Genomic DNA, 20,294 nt, shown 5'->3' with positions numbered 1-20,294 from the left:
AAACTTGTAGAATGTTATGTTCTTTATTCCTGTAGCTTGCTCACTTGCTCAATCAGGCTATCCAGCCCCTTGTCAACCAGATAAGGTCCATAATTCCAATAGTTGCGAGAAACATTAATGATCCGATGATTTTTGATCGCAGGAATACTCTGATACACCGGCTCCTTGAACAGTTCAGTCATCTGCTCCATCTCTTCATCTTCCATCTGGGTGAAGAAGTAGTCTGCAGGCTTATCCGCCAGCTTCTCCAATGAAAGCACGGTTCCACCATCTGCATAGGCTTTGTACTGTTCAGGCATATCAAATCCGAAATCCTGGTATATCAGCTTGCCCAATGTGCCACCTTCTCCCCCAAGTAATACCTCCTTATTGTAGATGACAAAGGACATGGCCGTGGTGCCCGGTTCAATATTGATGTTCAGTTCATCCCGAATCCCCTTCAATTTATCTTCAAAGGTAGCAATCCATCGCTCTGCTTCCTCTTTCCGATCCATAATCTCACCCATCGTTCTCAGGGTGTTGATCACATCCGGGTCACCGCCCCAGGCTACCGTAATCGTGGGTGCAATTTTCTCATAGGTGCCGATCACTTCCGTGCTTGTATAATCAGGTACGATGATCAGATCTGGCTCCAGATCCGAGACGACTTCTACGTTCCCCGTTCCTGATCCGATATCCGGCACATTAGCCATCTCTTCCGGGTACAGATCCAGTGTTTCCTTGTTGGCACCCGCCGGCTTCATTCCGAGTGGCAGCAAATAACCACCATATGTGATCACAACCGGTTTGGCAGATTGAGCTGGAATCTCAACCGTTCTCCCCGATGCGTCGGTATACATTTTGGTTGCAGGCAGTGAAGCATCTTCATTTGCTGTTGACTGTGGATCAGCTCCTCCCCCGCAGGCTGCTAATAGCAGGGATAAACTAAATAATAAACTGACCGCCAAAGTAGGCTTAAAACGAACATTCAAGTCATTCACGCTCCAAGTGTTGTATTGATAATGATTATCGTTATTATCAATATAGCGTTGTGTGAGTTCTCCAGCAATGAACGATTCCGACTTCTTATTAGTACGATTTGAACCTTTAAACAGATGACTGTGCATTTTATATTGAGCAGGAGTTTCTCCCATCATTCGTTTGAAGATTCGGCTAAAGTAGTACAAATCTTTATATCCGACGCTCTCAGCCACATCACGAATCTGAGCCTCTGTCTCTGTTAGCAATACTTTGGCTTGGTTCATCCGGGTTTGGATGACGTATTCCATCGGACTGCAACCGAATTTTCGCTTGAATACCCGTGCCAGATAATGACTGCTGTAATGAAATTGGGCCGCCATATCCTCCATGGACACTGGATGTGCGTAGTGCTCCTGAATGTATGCTGCAATCTGCTCGGCTAATTCTGGAGGATCAGCTACCTGATCACTCGCCTGCTTCCATTGACGAAACTGTTCGTATACAAACTGATACAACAGTCCTGTAACCTGCAACCTGTCCAATTCTTCGCTGCTTGCCCAGCATTCATGCATTCTCTCCATTATGGGAATTAGCAACAGCGGATATGTTGCTGCAAAATAATACTGCTGCGGGGAAAATTCATACTCTTGTTGTACGTTTTCTACTCTCGACGGGTCGGTACCAGTGGAGCTTGGCTGGGGTTTATATAAAATAAGATAATATTCCAAGGGGAGATCCAGACAATGGATATGTATAGTTGTGCCTTTGCCAACATGCAGAACCTGCGTCTGGTTGGACCTGAGCTTTTCTTTACCCAAATGAACAATGGCTTCTCCTCTGACCATCAGCAAAAAAGCATGGGCTGGCAAAACATAAGGCTTAAGAACCTGTCCCGGCTTCAAGACCAGATGACGAATGTCCATGAGCTTCACCTGATTTTTATTCCACCACTGAATGGCTTCTGACCATCCTTTCATTACAAACCACCTCAAAGCCGATCATTAGACGAGGGGCATTCCCTAGCCCGATTTTCTCCTTAACATACAAGAGTGGTCCTCATTTTGTCCAGTTCACCGGAATTCTAGCATCCTTAACTAATCGTAAATTTTACATATAGTTAACCCATTTCATACGTTAGTTTAGCAATTGTTGTATACACTTGGTTTGAGATACCAAACTATACATATATTCTAGGAGGATGCATTCATGTTAAACCGGTTTAATGTCCGTGCAGCCAAAATGATGCTCGCGGTGACAACAATTGTTACGGCTACACTCGGAGGAAGCAGTGCAGCGTGGGCTGTGGAAGACACCACCTCAACAACATCTGCATCACCGATTAAAAATGTAATTATTCTGATTCCTGACGGTATGGCTAACGATGCTACCGCTCTGGCTCGTTGGTATAAGGGCTCGTCCCTGACACTGGATTCCATGGCAAGCGGCATGGTTCGGACTCACTCCGCCGATGCGCCGATTGCAGACTCAGCTCCTGCCGGAACTGCTTTTGCAACAGGTTATAAATCTCATACCGGATTTGTTGGTGTACTGCCGGACAAAGCTACGATGCCTGGACAAAAGGCTATTGCGACTGGAGACGAAAGAAAACCGGTTGCTTCCGTGTTGGAAGCATCCAAACTGGCGGGTAAAGCAACCGGCATTATCGCCACATCCGAGATTATGCACGCCACACCAGCGGACTTCTCCTCTCACTATCCAGACCGTAAAAACTACGATGCACTCAGCAAACAACAAGTCTTCAATGGCATGGATGTTGTGTTGGGCGGAGGTAGCAAATATCTTGAGCCAGCCGGACGTAAAGACGGCGATAATCTGATTTCGTCCATCAAGGCACTGGGTTACGATTACGTCACTACACCCGCTGCAATGAAAGCATCCGATTCGAACAAGCTTTGGGGTATGTTTGCACCCGCAGGCATGGCTTATCATATGGACCGTGATCCTGCGAAGCAGCCAAGCCTTGCCGAGATGACATCCAAAGCCATTGAAGTTCTGTCCAAAGACAAAGACGGCTTTTTCCTGATGGTCGAAGGCAGTAAAGTGGACTGGGCAGCTCACGCCAATGATCCGATTGGTATTATCAGTGACGTGCTGGCTTTTGACGATGCCGTAAAGGTAGCCATGGATTTTGCCAAAGCCGATGGAGAGACTGCCGTTGTGGCTGTTACGGACCACGGCAATGGTGGACTCACCATTGGTAACAACGCAACTTCCGGCACTTATGACAAAGAGCCGTTGTCCACATTTATCGGACCTTTGAAAAAGGCTAAGCTAACAGGCGAGGGCGTTGAAGCGAAGTTGAATGCGAAGCGGACAAACATCAAAGCAGTGATGAAACAGTACTATGGTATTACCGATCTGACTTCCGAAGAGATTGCCACAATTAAAGCGGCCGAGCCAGGCAGTCTTAACTATGCAATCGGTCCAATGATCAGCAAACGTGCAGGGATTGGCTGGACAACCGGTGGTCATACAGGTGGAGATGTCGTGTTGTACACGTATGCTCCGAACAATGACCGTCCATTCGGTGTGATTGATAACACGGATGTCGCCAAATATATGGCACGAGTACTGGATCTGGATCTCGACAGCGTGAGCAAACAATTGTTTGTACCTGCCAAACAGGCATTTACGACCAAAGGCGCGACGTACAAACTGGACCTGACGGATGCCAAAAATCCGAAGATCCTCGTTACCAAAGGCAACACCAAGCTGGAACTGCAAATCTACAAAAACATTGCACTGGTAAACGGCAAAAAGACAACTTTGGAGGGTGTCATTGTTTATAACGGTGTAGATGCATTTGTACCACAGACGGCCATTGATCTGATTCAATAATTCGCTAGAACTGCTGGAACTATAGGAGATTACACCATTTGGCTGCCGAATATTTCGGCAGCTATTTTATTGTTTACTGATAAGGAGTAGGCTCCTGCTAGCGCCTATCGTATAATGAACATAACAAAAATACATATCATGCAAGAAAAAGGAGAGATTCACCCATGTTGATCAAATTAAACTGGATCACGCTGAGGGTCAGTAATTTGGAAGCTTCACTCGGGTTCTACCACGACATACTTGGACTTCCGATTCAGCGCAGATTCGAAAGCCGCGGACGGCAGATTGCCATGCTGGGCATGGAGAACGAAGCCAAGCTGGAACTAATTGAGGGCAGTGAATCCATTCTTAAACCAGAGGCCGGCGTGTCGATCGGTTATGAGGTGAACTCGCTGGATGAAGCCATGGAACGACTAGCAGAGCTGAATATTCCAATTGTACGCGGCCCCATCCAGCCCAATCCGCACCTGCGTTTTATATACATTACAGATCCAGACGGCTTCGAGGTACAACTCGCAGAGCATGTTTAATTAGGCGATTGTGAAATGAGTGTGCGTATCACGATAACCAGTTGTTTGTGCATGTGTGCAGTCAAACCTGTATGCACACCCCCTCCTAGGGCAGCGTAAAACGTTATTATGTCTGTTTACAGCTTCATGCTGCGCATCAGCGGAACACCTATGCGATTCAGCAACCGATCAAGCAGCAGCCAGCACCAGCGTCTGCCCCATGGAAGCTGGCGCTCATACACAGCGGAATATTCAAAATCCGCCACAGCACCGCGATTGCGCTTGAACTGTGCAGCCCCGGCGCTCTCATGTAACAGATGGCCGTTCTCTCGAGCCTGTCCGATCAGGCATGCCGATAACATGCGGTATAGTCCTACAGACTGGGGCACCGCCGTATCGTAACCAAACAGCGGCGTTGTCATGATTCCATTTCGGCAGAAATAACCCATCACCGCGTCCAGGCGCCCCTCCTTTCGCAGTCCATAGAGTCTGAGTGTTCCTGATGCCATCGCAGCAGCAATGAAACGCTCGGTAAATTGCGGATTGTGATAGGAGTATTTTTCAAGGTACAACAGCTTGTACAATTCCACAATTCGCGGAATATCTGCATCCGTCATATCTGACTCGGAAACGAATTCGTAGTCGTGCTTGGCCAATAATTCGTAATCCCGCTTCAACAGCCAGCGCGATTTCGAGTTGCCAAAATTCGGATCATGCGCTTGGTACAGATAGATTTGTCGGCTCGGAATCAGTCGACACCCCGCTTCTGTTAGTCTCGCCGTCAGATCGGGATGAAGTCCCGGACACAAGGAACGAAACACAATGACATGCTCTGGGTATCGCTCTTGTACCGCTGTAAGCAAACATTCTGCCTGTTCACCGGACATGGCTGGATAGAGATTGGTGGACAACAGCCAGTTGTTCACATGCACCACTTTGTTGATCTGCGATTGCTTCATTCCCCAACCGATTAGACTGAGCAGCACAGAAAGTCCTTTTTCCAACATGGGCTTCTGCAACATGCTCAATTCCTGTTTGGCGTAACTCACGTAATGCGTATATGGCGAACAAACGTAAGCATTATCATACTCTGTATCATTCACCGTCAGCGGAATAACGAGATCATCAATCCGGGCGAGCAACAATGTCGTTTCCACGTTGGACATAAAGCTTTGGGTCCCGTCCAGCATCATAGGCTCCAGATAAGCTCTGGCATATCTGCCGTCCTCTGTATCGGGCCAGTCCATGCCTTCGAACGAATGCTGATCATAAAGACGCACGCGTTCAGCGTGATTATCATTCCTAACTTCATATGTACGGTCATCATAGGCCGAGCTGTCTTTCATTCCTTTATTCTTCAACCTTTTACTCCCCCATGAGGTAACATCTTCTTTTAACTACCATTTACATGGTTAGTTCTACTCTATTCATACTCTACACAACACACTGTATAGGAAAAAAATGTCGGCATCAAGCTGTTTTGCAGATAAAAAAGGCCCGTCCAGTACGCTAAATACGCACCGACAGGCTCTCAACTATTAATATTAGTAATATTAAAGTTTGTTCACAACGGAAGAAGCTTGATGATCCGAGACCAATTCATTCAGGTCTACAATCAGTTGCTCCAGTTCTCCAAAGCTCTCTACCATCTTCTGTGTCAGGTTGCGTTGTTCTTCCATGCTTGCCAGAATCTCTTCTGTCGCTGCACTGGATTGCTCAGTCACACTCGAAATCTCGGAAACCTCATTCACAACTCTGGTGGAAGATTCCTTCATGGTCGCCGAACTAGTCTCGATATCTGTCGCTTGATTCAATACATGCTGAGAGTTGCTGTTGATGGTACGAAATACTTCCTCTGCCGTATGCACGCTATCTCTCCCTTGTTGTAACGAAAGACGAATGCGTTCGAATCGATCCGTCAGTGCCTGCGTCTGCCCTTTTAATCGAGACAGAATGGTTGCGATATCACTTGCGGACTGACCCGAGTTCTCTGCCAACTTGCGAACTTCCTCTGATACAACAGCAAACCCGCGTCCATGCTCACCCGCACGAGCGGCTTCAATGGCTGCATTGAGTGCGAGCAGGTTGGTCTGACTCGCAATATCCGCTATGCTGTTCAGCATAAGTGTCATGGATTCACTTTCCTCGTTGAACTTTCGCATGTCATTTGCAGTTGTATTGATCGTTTCATATAGATCTTGCATTTGGATGTTCAGCTGGTCCATCTGTGTGCTTCCTGTTTGCGTGCTCGTTGCCATACTTGCGGACAACTCTTTCATCTGTTGGGAATACGAAGCAACGTCCTTGATATGCTGATCCGACACAGATAAGGATTCCGAGATCTCGGCTACACTGGTCGCCTGAAACTCAACACCTTTTGCAACCTCACTGAACCCGAGTGTCACCTCATTGGTGATAGAACCGGTCGCATTCACTTTTTCCTTCAATTGATCCGTATAACGTGATAAACCTTCGACCGATTCCTTCACACGCTCCAGCATGGTTTCCACTCTTTGCTTAGAATGCTCCACCTCATTCTGGCGTACTTCACTTTCATGGAAGAGCCTTTGATTCAGCTGGGAGACCAGCATCAGAATGACTCCCGTGAGAGCGAATAGTCCCACATTAACGATATTACCTATTAGCTCAACAGAGTCAACGGTATTCATAACAAATAACTGAAGAACACTGTTGACTAGTAATACCGAAAATCCAACCACAAAAAATTTCTTGTTAGGAAATAACAAAAGAACTGCGGTTATGACCAAACTTAACGCAAAATTGACCGTTCCCCAACCGACATAGACTCCACATATTGTCAGTAATACGGTAATCAGCCATGGAATGAGATGAATATGTTTCTTTTTCGCATTAGCGTATGTAATCCAAACTACAAAGATCAGAGCTACTCCATTGGACACAAGTAACTTCGGCATCGTAAAGGCCAGACCCATACCAATGGCAATAATAATCCACAAAATGATACCGATTAATTTGTTCCTTTTCCAAATAATTTCGTCCATACGATCCATGCATACCCCGTCCTTTTAAGTAGGTTAAATGTGAGTTGTAGGGCCTTCCTGTACTAGATCTAGTAGTCTTTGGTCCTGCTTATGTGCAAATCGCAAATACGCATCGCCTTAACATAGTACATATTAACTTCACAAGTATGAAATCAGCGCTACTTTATGTATATCGGTATTGTTAATTAAAAATTAATATGAATTGTAAAATGATATGTAAGCATATCATTTTACAAAAAAAAGGTCTGTCTTATGCGTTATGGTGCACAAGACAGGCCTTTTGGGTCGTGAAAGGATGTGCAGCAACTCTTACTTGCCAAATACAAGTGTCGTATTGGAGGAACCTGCATACTTGGTGACGAACTCACGTGCGTAGCTGGCACTCTCTACCTGATAACTGTAATTGGAGCTTGGTCTCCAGTTCGTTTTAGGAGAAGTCGGGCTATTCAGGGCCGGCGTACTGCCCGAATCCGTAAACTCACCTTTTCCTTTGTCATCCAAGATGCCGCCCTTTTCAGCACCTGCACCAAAGTAGTTGTTTTCGGAATAAATCCGTGCTTTTTCACCAATTGTGATGGCCTGATTAAAGTTGTTTGCATAGTTGTTTTTGAGATGGAAGTAACCATATCTTAAAAGCCCAGGACCACGTACATATAAATTTTCGAAGTAATTATTGGACATCGTCACATGAGGTACTCCATTGTAACTGCTGTTACCATCATTCGGATGACCGAGGATGACGCCATACTTATGGTTCGCAAATTTGGAATTGCTAATCGTAATATAGTCGGCGCGATCGCCAATATACAGAAGCTTGTCCAGATCACTACCGCCAGAGCTGTAGCTGTGACCAGCAAACGTCACATGATCAATCCAGTAATTGGAGCCTGAAGTGATATACATCTGGATATCATCATTGGCATTAATATTGGAAGCGTGTTCAAAAGTCAGATTCTGAAATATCACATTGCTTGAACTGCTTGTGGATCTGAAATGAATATTCGTTAATGTATGTTTGCCAAAGGAACCTACCAGGGTCTTGTTCGCTCCGAATTCAACTTTTTGCAACGTAGAGGAGGAAATATTCTGTTCAACGACGACAATTTTGGCCGTAGATCCCGCCATGTGTGTTCTCAAATCATTGAGATTACTAACGTAAACCACCTGACCGTTCTTGCCACCTGTCGTAGCTGACTTGGATACACCATTCTCATTCTTGGCACTGCCTGCAAAACCAGTCAACCCGTTCGTACCTGTGTTTGGATAACTAGCCGCACCATATGTAGACGGGGCTGTGGAGACAGTTAACAACAATAGAGTTACAGCAAGTAAAAGCATCGAAAATTTCTTCAAAATTTCACCATCCTTTATAATATTATCCTCAAATACAACTCGATTATATCGTGTAACTTTGGCTGTGACAATACGAAAATTGCAAAAAGACAATAATTATCATTTTTATGCAACAGCAGATCAGATATAGTGAAAAAACGTAAAACCAGGCCATTCGTTCACACAAAATAGAGCCGCTAATTAGCGGCTCTATTAACGAGTACTATGTGATCCAACTTGGAACTGATCTGCACTCGGATCAGTTCCTAAAGCCTCTGACAAAAAAACATCGCTTGCGGATAATAATATGTTACGACTTCTGATAGCTGCGGCGGAAGGAGCCAGGTGTAATTCGTTCCAGCTTCTTGAAGATGGCTCCATAATAACTGGTCGATTCGAAACCGACTTGACGAGCAATATCCTCCATCCCGCGCTGCACATTATCAAGCAGCAATTCCTTGCTCTTGTTGACTCTTACCTGATTAACATAGCTGATGGGACGAATACCTGTCGTTTTCTTAAACAAATGACAGAAATATTCTGGTGTGACACAGATCAATCCAGCCAGCGTTGGCAAAGTAATCTCTTCAGCATAATGTTGTTCAATATAGTCCAGAACCGGTTTTAATCGCTCATACTGCTGCCCGACCGTATCGCTGCCCTCAACAGATACGCGTTGAATAATCTCTGTCAATAAGGTATAGAGAATGGCGGAACAGGCGTAATTGCTTAATGTCTGCTCTTGTGGTGTTAAAGCAGCTTGCAGCAGCTCCCGCATTCGGGATAGAAGGTATTCAGGTTGTGCAAGCGTGTATACGCATGTGTGGACAATGCCCACGGTTTCAAATAAATTTGCTGACCCATTGCCATCGAAAATGATCCAGTCGACTTCCCAACTGTCGGATAGCGCATAGTATTCGTGCTTCTGTCCAGGGAATAACAGCATGCCCATACCTGGCTTGACGATATGTTCCGTTTCACTGAGCTTGAGCTTACCCACACCGCTGCGGCATTGTATCCACTGATAATCCTCAATGCCTTGGTCTCGGCGGATATGCTCCTGTTCATGATGCAGGCCAATGCCAAGTAAATAAAAAGGGAGCAGCTTGTCTCGGGCAGATAACACCGGAAAATTACGATTGGGATGAGGCATACGTCTAACTCTCCTGATCTTAATATTGTTATACCATATTAATTATTTAAGATATTCACTCAAATTAATATAACATATAATCGCAATATATTGATAAATGAAGGAGATCACAGGATGACAATTAAGATCGGAATTGATTATTATCCAGAGCAATGGACCCCGGAGTTATGGGAAAAAGATGCCCTACTTATGCAACAGACGGGGGTTGCTGTTGTGCGAATGGCAGAGTTCGCCTGGAGCCGAATGGAACCGACTGAGGGTAATTATCAGTTTGAATGGCTGGATGCAGCTATAGAAGTATTCGCTTCGCGTGGTATGGAAATTGTGTTATGCACCCCCACCAATACCCCGCCAAACTGGATGACTACCCGTTATCCGGATGTGCTGCCCATGGATGAACAACGCCACATCATTCGGCCAGGTGTCCGTGGACATCGCTGCAACAACAGCCCTTCCTTGAGAATGCTGGGCTCCAAATTTGTGGAAGCGATATCACAGCGCTATGGTAAGCATTCCGCCGTTATTGGCTGGCAAATCGATAACGAGATGCACTACCAGGAATGCCATTGTGATACATGTAATCGCGCATTTGTTGCTTGGCTGCAAAAGCGTTATTCCAATCTGGAGGAGTTGAACCGGGAGTGGGGTACGGTCGTCTGGAGTGGTGAGTACAGCAGCTGGGCTGAGGTAACAACACCACTCGGTGCCAGCAAACCGATGAATCCTTCCTATCTTCTGGAGTACAAGCGATTTTGTTCTGACAGCGTAGGCTATCTGCTGGGATGGCAGCTTGAGATTTTACGCCGTAACTGTCCAGACCAATTCGTGACGCATAACATGTGGCAGTATCCGAATAGCCTGGACTATTATGATATGCACAACGAATTGGACTTCGTCTCTGTTGATTATTATCCGAATGAGCTGTATCGCGATTATGGCGATCGGTTTCCGAGGAACGGAGCGCTTACGCTGGACTTGGTTCGCGGCATCAAACGCCGGAATTTCTGGGTAATGGAACAGCTCAGCGGAGCACAGGGAGCCTGGATGCCGATCCAGCGCACCCCGTATCCTGGACTGATCCGAGCTCGCTCCTGGCAGACAATCGCCCGCGGTGCGGATATGGTCGTCCATTTCCGCTGGCGGAGTGCAACCGTCGGAGCCGAACAATTCTGGCATGGGCTGATCGACCACAGCAATGTTCCTGGACGCAGGTTCAGAGAGTTTGCCGAGCTTACTCGCGAGGTGAACCAGTTAGGAGAACTGCTGGCCGACTCAACCATTGTTACCCAGGTTGCAATTCTGCATTCGCATGATCAGCATACGGCACTTTCCCTTCAGCCGCAGGCGGAAGGAGGAATGCACTATATAGACAACTTGTCCTCTATGCATAATGCATTTCTGAGAATGGGTGTTGGTACAGACGTTATCAACTGGACCGAGGAGCTCGACGGGTACAAGCTGGTCATTGTCCCTTCTCTCTTCCTGTTAAGTGAAGAAATAGCACAGCGACTGGAGCGATTCGCAGCTAAAGGGGGGACGGTTGTCCTCACCAATCGGACTGGTGTGAAGAACATGAGGAATGTATGTGAGATGCTGCCTCTGCCGGGGCTACTGGCAGAAGCAGCAGGTGTTGTCGTAAGTGAATATGATGCCATCGGCAACAGTGAGCATCGGATACGAAACGCGGAGGGCAAGACATTCGCTGTAAAGCAATGGTGTGATCTACTGGAACTGCGAGGTGCAGAGCCGATCGCCTGGTATGACAACGACTTTTACGAGGGTGTACCAGCGGTTACTGTCAATAAGCTTGGTGAAGGTGAAGTGTATTATGTCGGCACTTGGCCGGAGCCATCGTATTTCTATCAGTTGTTTGAAGGCATATTGAAGGAAAAGGAATTGGCGCCCAAAATCCAGCTGCCGGAAGGTGTCGAGATGTCGATTCGAACGAAGGGGGAGCAAAACTTCCTGTTTCTGATCAATTTGACGAATGAGCAACGAGAGGTTACACTGAACGTTCCTTATCGCAGTTTGTTGACCAACGAGAGATTGGATCAGAAGTTGACTCTTCCAGCTCTGGGAGTAGATATTCTAACTGTGTAAGATCAGCAGCTTTTCATATTTAAGAAGGGATGTCTCACAAGGCTTACGACCTTGAGGGACATCCCTTCTCTGCTTTCACTAACGTACACCTAATCCGAATAAAAGTACTGCCAGTTAGTTAGTTAGTTAGTTTGTTTATTTGATTTTTATTGCCAGCTCATCATTCTTGGCTTCCTGCAAATCATCATAGACCTTACCTGGTTTGCCACTAAGTTTTAATACCAATGACTCCGGATTGTCCAACAGATTGCTGCTGAAAGAATACATCATTCCATCTTCAGTTCCGCTTCCACCTACCATGGATAACTTGGTCTGCTTCCCATTACTGGAGGTCGAAATGATCTCACTAGGTCTAACGACCTCGGTGATCGATAACTTCGGTTTGTAATCATTTTCTTGATCAGGTGCATATTCAAATCTGACCCGAGTTACCAGCGGAGACACCTCCACCTCTGACAATAAGACCTCATAGCCTCCAAGAGCAAAAGTCCGATTAACGTTGATGATTTCCGTTTTGGGGATAGAGAATTTGGGATCCAGCGCAAAAGAAATATTCATTTTTTTGGAGAATTGATATTTCCGTTCCTTTTCCCCTTTTTCTGAATTTTCCACCACATCTGGAACAACGGAAGAAAGCTGAAACTGAAGATTCACTTGCTCAGGCAGCGGTTTATTTCGACTTCGCTCAATTGTATTCCGGCCATAAATGGTATGTTTATCATTCGAGAAATGCCCCCCTCCTATATTTCCGTTATCAAGGACATAACCTGTTCTTGCATCCGTCATCTTGGTATTGACTATCGAATAAATCTCTTGCGAAGCATCCGTTCTGGCGGTATACAATACGGTTATCCTGTTCTCATCTGCCATAACTGCATTCACGGTAAACTGATATATTCCAGATGTAACCGTCCGATCCACGAGTTGCACATAACCATTATTGAGCGTTGAAGTAATCGTGGCACGGTCCATATCCGAAGTTAGCAGGCCACGAAAGGGCTCTAGTACTCCCCAATCGGTTACAGGCTCAGTATATGTTGCCGGTTGTTGCCCATAGTTTCCAAGTGGGCCTATAAGAAACCAACCTGCAGCCAAGACCGTGACCAGCACTGCCGTGATCCATTTGACACGAAAGGTCCTACCTGATCGTTTTGTTCTAGCCTTTGCGAGACCACGTTGAATTGCCGCAGTCGTGTCCGCCGGATTCCAGTGCTGGTTCTCTCTTTTCACCTGATATGCGTCTGCAAGAAGTGCTTTCTCCTCCGGGTTAGTGGTCATGCCAATCCCTCCTGTTCTTCATCAACTTGCGCAACTGTTGGAGTCCTTTGTGCTGCCAGGTCTTAATCGTCCCTTCCGGTTTGCCGAGGATCGAGGCAATATCCGTCAGTGTCATGTCGTTATAATATTTCAGCAATAACACATGGCGATATTTTGGTTTCACCTTTTGCAAAAGAGATTCAATAGCTATTCGATTATCATCAACGCTAATCATCCAAGACGCCGGAATGCTGTCCTCCAGATCCTCCTTCGCCAGAGGTGTTGCCCGCTTGCGGCGCCTCTGTTCATCGATGCAGACATAGATCAGAATCCGAATGATCCACGACTTGAACGCCTTCTCATTGTTCAGCGTACGACGTTTAATCCAAGCCCGGCATGTCATCTCCTGCACAGCTTCCAGCGCATCTTGCCGGTTACGCAGGTAGCTATAGGCAATAGAAATGAGCGTATCTTGATGTTCCTTAATAGATTGCACAAATGCCGTCTCGTCTTCGGTCTGCACATAGATCCTCTGGTTCATCTCTGCTTTTGTTTCCACCCCGCATCCCTCCTTCTCTCTCTTTCTGTGGTATAAGACGGGTGAGTGAAGCAAACGGTTTTTATTCATCAAAAAAAGCTCCGCCATCATCATGAGGGAGCTTGATTACATAGCACTTCGGCCGCCGGTATACTGAATTACGCACAAGCATGAACAATTCAAGATCAACTAACTTACAGGTTACCGGTGACTTCGATCCCGTCGGCCAATTGCAGATGGTTTCTCACCCAAGCTGTGAACTGATTCAAAAAATTCCGTAATTCAGGCTCTGCAACCAGCTGTTGATCCAGCTCTGATAAAATCCCCACCCACACTTCCTTCGTAATCGGATTCTCCCAGCAGGGATCAAGAGCCTTCATCTCTTCTCCAGTTCGAGGATCAGTTAAGGGAAATGCGCGATCCAATGCAGGACGAATATAGTCAAAGTCTTCATTATATATGAACAGCATGTCTTCCATCTCTACTTCAACCGATTCTTCTATGTATAAAGGGGATAAAACAAAACCCACATTCCGCTGCGGACCCTGATACTGATACATGAGCGCAGGAATTGTCCTCTTTGATTTTTTAGCCATATATGCTCCTCCTGTTTCAGGCAAATCTCTTACCGATCAGAGTTCAAACCAGATTAAATCACCATCAACCTGGCTGGTTTCTCGCTCCATCTGTTGCATCCAACTCCGCGCCTCTTCACCCCAGATATGAAACAAACAGTAGATATACGACTCCCCATCCACAATCTCTTCCAACCCGGAAGCCTCTTCTATCCACACTTCAAGGGCTCTCGGCCAGGAAGGATCTTCACGTTTCAGTACAAAACCGTTGGCTTGGCGTTCTAAGCTGTACATGTTGGTAAACGTTAATGCACTTGCCAGACGCTTCACAACTTCAGGTAAAATCGCAGGCTCCGTTGCTCTAATCCCATATTCCCAGCCCAATGTACAACCTCCTTTAGACTTCGTTCGCTCCAGATTGTTGCTTTTGTTCATGCATTTGATGGATCGAACGATCCAACCACAACTCATACCAGTCCAGAAAATGTAGTCGATTCGAATTGCCCCAATACTGATCAGGATAAATTCCATTACGGTTAGCCCGGTCATCAACCCAGACCTCTCCGTAGGAGGCTCCCTTAACAATCAGATTCATGGATATGCCACAGCCAAAATCACTGATGCGCAACATGCCTGCTGACCACTTTGGATCAAAATATTCATGTTCCAGCGCTTCCCATTCCTCTTCTTCCTTGCTGTCATCGAACCAGTCATAGTTCCAGTTCCATGCTTCCGTGAATTGGAAAGGGTCCGAGACCGCGTTCAGCTCATCTTCATAACCAAGCACAGCGTATACGCCATCATCCGGATTTTCCAGACCATAATAAGGTCCTGCACCACCTGTTCCCATATGAAGAAGCCATATCTTATAATCCTCCGGCAACTCAATTCGCCATTTCTGTTCAAATTGCGCAATATCCTTCTGCGTCCACACAGACGCCATTTCATATTCATGGTTCTCTGCGCCAAACAGGTCCAGATCCGGGTCCAGGCTTCGTAGAGTGATCAACTTTTCACGCATACGCTCCAATTGCATCTTGTACATGGCTTCCCCATCTCCCTTAGCTACTCTATTACGTTTGTTCCACGGCGTACCCGCGTTGCTGTAACTCATCCAGTACTACTGCCACATCTCGCTCAGGACACAACTGCTTAATCAGGCTGGCGGTCACCGGTTTTTCTTCATATACTTCAGCTACGGCTTCCAACGGCAGATCCGGCAAGTCATAGTACCCTTTGGCCCAATCAACGTAATCTACCGGGTTCTTCTCCAAATATCCCAGCAAAAATTCTGCACCACCTCTGGCGTCCGCTTCACCTTCCTCGGCCATCGCCATCTGAATCCAGTTACCAACCTTCCATGACAAGTCGTTCCCTTCCTGCCATAGGCAAAAGGTCACATCCTCCAGATCCAATGTTTCCTCCTGATCTCTCAGAACAGCCATCAACGTCTCCGGCACTTCATCGTACATTCCCGGATAAATCTCACCATCCTCACGAGCATGCGGACTTAAAGGTGACTCATGATCAAATCCTTTGATCAACGTGCCTGAGTTCGTAAACAAGACATGCAGATGATCACCTGCGCCGTTATTGATGCTTCCCCATGCCACACCTGGCTGAAGTTCAGCTTCATAATGATGAACGCGTAGCCATTCTTCCTCCGAAAAGATAATATCCAAAGCAGCGAGTATTCTCATTTGTTTACGCAGGGCATCTGCATTCATCATCGTTATCTCGTTCCATTCCTGCATATGAATCCCTCCTGTTTGTATCTGTACACTATATCCGGATTAATTCATCCAGCGTGTTATTTCCCTGAATACTTGGTATCATGACAATGGTGATCCGACTAGCTTCTCTGGAGACGATACATGCATAATTTCCAGGTTTTAACTGAAACAGAACCCCTTCACATGTCTCATCCGGCTCTAATTCACCGCCAGTGACATCATCCGCCGCCCCCAGATAGACGTGCCCAGACGGAACTTGCAGATGATACACCTTTTCCCGTTCCGCTCCGCGATCTGGATCTGAATCCTCCTCTACATCCTCCAGGCTCCATTCCACCTCATACACTCCATCTGCACCCAGATTCAGGAACAGACAATGACCTGCATTCACCTCAGCCAGCTCATCCACTGGAATGGACCACCAGTCCGAAGTATCCTCAGCACGATGTTTTAACGCTGCTAGATCATACAGGCACAATGTTGCCGTATCTGTAACCATTTGAAATGTTCCTCTCATATTCACCCGTCCCTTCTGTCTGATCCAGGTCTGACCTCAGAAATATATTCCATCATTATATCAAGCCTGATACACGTGTAAAAGGAACCCATGGACCATCTCTGCTTGCGCAACTCTTCATTTCTTGCTCCAAATGGTCGATATAAGCATAACTGACTTTTTTTGAACCTGATGGAGGAAGCCAAGCCATGTCAATGAACAATAGAAAAGAACCCTTTCGCTACACATTGAAGGAACCAATCCACTTTGAGATCTATATTCTCAGCATCAACGGGGTTAACGCACCAGCCAAACCCATTCAGGCCGAACTCTGCGATATCAGTCGATCCGGCTGTCAGCTGTCATTTCCGCTGTCCCTTCCTGTAGAGAATAACGATATTCGGATTGGAATGAATATGCTGCTCTTTGAAGACCCTCTATATATGGAAGGCACTCTCCGCTGGGGTCAAGAAAAAAACACCTCATGGCATTATGGTGTTCAACTCGAAATGCAGGATGGGAACCAGGACCGTCTCTCTAGAGAGATGCGAATGCTTGCAGGACAAGGCAAAATTATTGTGAAATAGTTAGATGCCATATAGACTGATAACAAAAAAACAAAACAAAAAAAACAGCCCAATCAAATTGGACTATCGCAAGATGAAACTCTTTATGCCGCTTTACTTACTGTCGCTGGTTGTTCCATTTTGGACCAGTTCACGGTTTTTTCAAGAACCAGTGAGACCAATACCCCAATGACGAGACCATTACTTATGATCGGGATGAGGTACATGGGCAAGGTTTGAAAGGCCTCAGCAGGAATATTCATGACTGCAACTCCCGTGAGGACCGGCAACGCTACACGATAGATCGTTTTAGAATTAAACGTTGTACCTTCAAGCGTTCTTAGTGCCGTGCCGAACATCTGAAGATAAGCCACGAACAAAACCGCACTGCCGACGCTTGGTGGTATTTGTGCAAAAAATGCTGTCACTGAAGGTGTAAGACCTATCATACATAACATCCCCGCTCCAATTATCAAGGCAGCACGACGCAGAATGCGAGTACTCTCCAAGAATCCGATCGATGATGCAAATAAACCAAAGGGCAGCACACCTACACAGGCTGACAACATCGTGAACAGACCCGTTAGCGCATAGGAATGCCTATACTGACGGCTTGTTGTTTCTGTCCGGTATAGTTTCTCAACTGTGCTTAATGTGGTGATCGAATTCGTCATGTTCACCAACCCCACGAAAAATGCAGTAATGACAATACCCGGTTCCCATCTGGGTGCTCCCCACGGAAACAGTTCGAGACCTGCCGGGGCCTGATTCGGCTGTCCGCTATGCTGTCCAGGAAACAATAGACTATAAGCGATCCAGCCTGCCACAATCCCAATCAGGATCGCGTAGTTCCCCAGTTTCCCCCTACCCTTTAATTGAATCCATGCCACCAAAAACGCAATGACAACGGACAATGCGGCAACAGGCAGATCGAAACGACCAAACTCCGTATATCCAATCATACCTTTGAAAAAATTCATGGTTAATTGAATCGTCATTAGAAACAACATGGCACTCTTCACCATAGGTGTGAACAGCTTTTGCAGCACTTGCGCTGCTCCCAGCCAACCCAGAATCACCATCGTTAGTCCCGCTAACAGAAAACCTGCAGCCAGTCCACCGCCAATACGCTCCAGACTCATACCTGCCGATGAAGCAGATACCGTCAAACTTAGCGTCAATCCCCACCATAACCCTGACGGACCATCCATAATCGCATATCGATGACCAAATACGGCTTGAAGAATACACACTGCTCCGGTAAGGATAAATGCGTGCTGCATGGAGGCAGCGATGGCATCCGGAGACAGATGAAAATTATGTCCAATGGATAGCGGAACAACAACGGTATTGGTAAACAGGAAGAAAAACCACTGTATACCTGCCAAAATCAGTGAAGATACGTCCTTCATATTCTTTTGTAAAAAATGCTCTTGATGTCTGTTCATTCGTTCGGAATATCCTTTCACTGTTCTGTATTATAAATGTATAAGTCTCTTCAGACTTGGGTTAATAGTCGTTCCATCTCGGCATACCGATGCCGGCTCGCATGTGCAAGCGGTGTAATCCCGTCCCGATCCGCAATCTTTGGATCTGCACCATATTGCAAAAGCAAGGCAACGATCTGCTGGTGACGCGGCCCGCCATCTCCCAAAATGACCGCTTCCAGTAAGGCTGTCCACCCCAGGTTGTTGATATGGTTCACATCCACATCACTGCGTGTCAGCAGAAGCTCCACAATGTCCACATGGCCCCGATCTGCTGCTGGGATAAGAGCTGTACCGCCAAAACGATTCGTTAACCTCGTATCTGCACCTGCTGTAATCGCCAATTCGACCATGCCATACATACCTTCAGCACTCGCATATAACAGCAGGTTGTCCAATCGTGCATCCCGAAGATTAATGTCGGCTCCGGCATCCACTAACATCCTTGCCGTGTCTATCTTGTTACCGTGCACCGCAGCCAGCAGAGGTGTTCGCCCCAATGCATCCCGTTCATTCAACCGGCTTCCCTGTTGTGTGATAAATCGAATGACCTCATCGGTATGTCCCGCTTGCGCAGCATCATGTATTGTTCTAACCACGTTGTTTTATCCTCCAATTCAAGGTCTTTCTCATGCAATAATATTCATATAGAAACCAAACTCTGTTAGTCAGGTATGCAAATCTAATGTATGGTAACATAAGATCGTAGTATATTAAAAATACATGTTTTGTTGGCTTTCCATACGAATTACATATACATTGCAGGCGAAGGAGAACAACCACTTGGATATCAAACAATGTCGCTATTTCATTGCCATTGCTGAGGAGAAACAGATTACAGCAGCTGCCCGAAGACTTCACATGGCTCAGCCACCCTTAAGCCAGCAGCTTAAGTTAATGGAAGAAGAGCTTGGTGTGATTCTATTTGAACGCAAAGGACGTATGATGGAGCTAACGCAGGCGGGTCGCAGCTTCTATGATTATGCGGTTACCTTGACCAAATATATGGAGGAAGCTGTAATGGAGATGCAAAGTTTCCGTCACGGCATACGGGGCAAACTCACCATCGGCATCAATACCATATCGGATCGCCTGATCCCGCAAGCACTGCAACAGTTTCGCACCACCCATCCACAGGTTATCTATAAAATTCAGCAAAATGAGTCTGCACAATTATGTCGCCTGCTGGAAGATGGCAAAGTTGAACTCGCCTGTGTACGCATGCCCGTCCAGACAGAACGCTATGAGGTGCTGCACCTGCCACAGGAGCGACTCTTCTATATTTCTTCAACACCGCTGGATAGTCCGACAGAGATGGGACCAGGAGCGGAGATGGGGACTTATTTTGAGCAGCTTACAGGTATCCCTCTACTGCTTCCAAGCACAGAAGGACTCGGTATGTTCGAGCTAATTTTGGACAAGTTCCGGGAGCATCAGGTTATCCCCTCTATCATGGGTGAGTGCTCAGACATTAATATGTTGCTGGAACTGGTCCGACTCGGCTTCGCCAGTTCCATCGTGCCTCACACGGTACTACAGCTATATCATGAGCACCCATTCCACGTATATCGCATCCATGATCAGCATTCCACGGTTGGCTCGGCGCTGGTCTGGTTGCAGAACCGTTATTTGTCCAAGCCTGCACAGCACTTTGTACAACTGGTGCAGGGTATGCTTCCCATGTAAAAGGCTATAAGCAAAAAAAC

The 20,294-nt window shown here is 46.4% G+C and carries 19 protein-coding genes; 5 read left to right on the top strand and 14 right to left on the bottom strand.

All coding sequences use genetic code 11. From position 1 onward, the window contains the following. Positions 1-23 precede the first annotated feature (23 nt). Positions 24-1,937, bottom strand: a complete 1,914-nt coding sequence (locus tag IFU39_RS15435; RefSeq protein ID WP_192133496.1) for an AraC family transcriptional regulator — start codon at positions 1,935-1,937, stop codon at positions 24-26. A 229-nt stretch (positions 1,938-2,166) separates the two neighbouring features. Between IFU39_RS15435 and IFU39_RS15430 the strand changes: the two genes are divergently transcribed. Further along, a complete protein-coding gene (locus IFU39_RS15430; protein WP_244660992.1) occupies positions 2,167-3,819 on the top strand; it encodes an alkaline phosphatase in 1,653 nt (550 codons plus the stop codon). Between the two features lie 164 nt (positions 3,820-3,983). Beyond that, positions 3,984-4,349 (top strand): VOC family protein, encoded by a 366-nt coding sequence (locus IFU39_RS15425; RefSeq protein ID WP_105599888.1) that lies wholly within the window; start codon positions 3,984-3,986, stop codon positions 4,347-4,349. A gap of 116 nt (positions 4,350-4,465) precedes the next feature. Here IFU39_RS15425 and IFU39_RS15420 read toward each other — a convergent pair whose 3' ends face one another. From IFU39_RS15420 to IFU39_RS15405, 4 genes are all read right to left on the bottom strand, one after another. Further along, positions 4,466-5,689, bottom strand: coding sequence for a GNAT family N-acetyltransferase (locus IFU39_RS15420; protein ID WP_192133494.1), 1,224 nt, complete (start codon positions 5,687-5,689; stop codon positions 4,466-4,468). A gap of 192 nt (positions 5,690-5,881) precedes the next feature. After that, positions 5,882-7,360 carry a methyl-accepting chemotaxis protein gene (locus IFU39_RS15415; protein ID WP_192133492.1) on the bottom strand — a complete coding sequence of 493 codons (1,479 nt, stop codon included), beginning with the start codon at positions 7,358-7,360 and terminating at the stop codon, positions 5,882-5,884. A 300-nt stretch (positions 7,361-7,660) separates the two neighbouring features. Next, on the bottom strand, positions 7,661-8,704 hold the full coding sequence (locus IFU39_RS15410; protein ID WP_091013596.1) for a pectate lyase family protein: 1,044 nt from the start codon (positions 8,702-8,704) through the stop codon (positions 7,661-7,663). Between the two features lie 289 nt (positions 8,705-8,993). Continuing rightward, entirely contained in the window at positions 8,994-9,836 is an 843-nt protein-coding gene (locus IFU39_RS15405; protein ID WP_105599895.1) for an AraC family transcriptional regulator, read from the bottom strand. A 114-nt stretch (positions 9,837-9,950) separates the two neighbouring features. Here IFU39_RS15405 and IFU39_RS15400 point away from each other — a divergent pair, with 114 nt between their 5' ends. Continuing rightward, positions 9,951-11,936 (top strand): beta-galactosidase, encoded by a 1,986-nt coding sequence (locus IFU39_RS15400; protein WP_192133490.1) that lies wholly within the window; start codon positions 9,951-9,953, stop codon positions 11,934-11,936. A gap of 135 nt (positions 11,937-12,071) precedes the next feature. Here the strand turns inward: IFU39_RS15400 and IFU39_RS15395 are convergent, their stop codons facing one another. From IFU39_RS15395 to IFU39_RS15365, 7 genes are all read right to left on the bottom strand, one after another. After that, positions 12,072-13,214: a DUF4179 domain-containing protein gene (locus tag IFU39_RS15395; RefSeq protein ID WP_192133488.1), complete on the bottom strand. Its 1,143-nt coding sequence runs from the start codon at positions 13,212-13,214 to the stop codon at positions 12,072-12,074. Further along, positions 13,204-13,734 carry a sigma-70 family RNA polymerase sigma factor gene (locus IFU39_RS15390; protein ID WP_192133667.1) on the bottom strand — a complete coding sequence of 177 codons (531 nt, stop codon included), beginning with the start codon at positions 13,732-13,734 and terminating at the stop codon, positions 13,204-13,206. Before IFU39_RS15390 ends, IFU39_RS15395 begins: the two co-directional genes overlap by 11 nt. 191 nt (positions 13,735-13,925) lie before the next feature. Further along, positions 13,926-14,327: a hypothetical protein gene (locus IFU39_RS15385; protein ID WP_192133486.1), complete on the bottom strand. Its 402-nt coding sequence runs from the start codon at positions 14,325-14,327 to the stop codon at positions 13,926-13,928. 36 nt (positions 14,328-14,363) lie between these two features. Next, complete coding sequence (locus IFU39_RS15380) at positions 14,364-14,690, bottom strand: hypothetical protein (protein ID WP_192133483.1); 327 nt, start codon at positions 14,688-14,690, stop codon at positions 14,364-14,366. 13 nt (positions 14,691-14,703) lie between these two features. Next, a complete protein-coding gene (locus tag IFU39_RS15375; RefSeq protein ID WP_244660991.1) occupies positions 14,704-15,420 on the bottom strand; it encodes an SMI1/KNR4 family protein in 717 nt (238 codons plus the stop codon). After that, positions 15,380-16,060 (bottom strand): hypothetical protein, encoded by a 681-nt coding sequence (locus tag IFU39_RS15370; protein WP_192133481.1) that lies wholly within the window; start codon positions 16,058-16,060, stop codon positions 15,380-15,382. The genes IFU39_RS15375 and IFU39_RS15370 overlap by 41 nt, the downstream gene beginning before the upstream one ends. 28 nt (positions 16,061-16,088) lie before the next feature. Further along, positions 16,089-16,556 (bottom strand): DUF6386 family protein, encoded by a 468-nt coding sequence (locus tag IFU39_RS15365; protein ID WP_197997799.1) that lies wholly within the window; start codon positions 16,554-16,556, stop codon positions 16,089-16,091. Positions 16,557-16,744: 188 nt separating this feature from the next. On the opposite strand from IFU39_RS15365, the gene IFU39_RS15360 reads away from it, so the two are divergent. Continuing rightward, the gene (locus IFU39_RS15360; protein ID WP_091013573.1) at positions 16,745-17,122 is read left to right on the top strand and encodes a PilZ domain-containing protein; all 378 of its coding nucleotides are present in this window, start codon (positions 16,745-16,747) and stop codon (positions 17,120-17,122) included. An 83-nt stretch (positions 17,123-17,205) separates the two neighbouring features. Here IFU39_RS15360 and IFU39_RS15355 read toward each other — a convergent pair whose 3' ends face one another. After that, complete coding sequence (locus IFU39_RS15355) at positions 17,206-18,549, bottom strand: uracil/xanthine transporter (protein ID WP_223199750.1); 1,344 nt, start codon at positions 18,547-18,549, stop codon at positions 17,206-17,208. Positions 18,550-18,599: 50 nt separating this feature from the next. Continuing rightward, complete coding sequence (locus IFU39_RS32950; RefSeq protein ID WP_192133477.1) at positions 18,600-19,187, bottom strand: ankyrin repeat domain-containing protein; 588 nt, start codon at positions 19,185-19,187, stop codon at positions 18,600-18,602. A 184-nt stretch (positions 19,188-19,371) separates the two neighbouring features. On the opposite strand from IFU39_RS32950, the gene IFU39_RS15345 reads away from it, so the two are divergent. Further along, positions 19,372-20,274, top strand: coding sequence for a LysR family transcriptional regulator (locus IFU39_RS15345; RefSeq protein ID WP_192133475.1), 903 nt, complete (start codon positions 19,372-19,374; stop codon positions 20,272-20,274). Positions 20,275-20,294: the final 20 nt, after the last annotated feature.

Source organism: Paenibacillus sp. CFBP 13594, from assembly GCF_014842675.1.
GTDB lineage: Bacteria > Bacillota > Bacilli > Paenibacillales > Paenibacillaceae > Paenibacillus > Paenibacillus amylolyticus_B.
The sequence above is the reverse complement of the archived record's forward strand: the minus strand, read 5'-3'. Positions and strand labels throughout refer to the sequence as shown.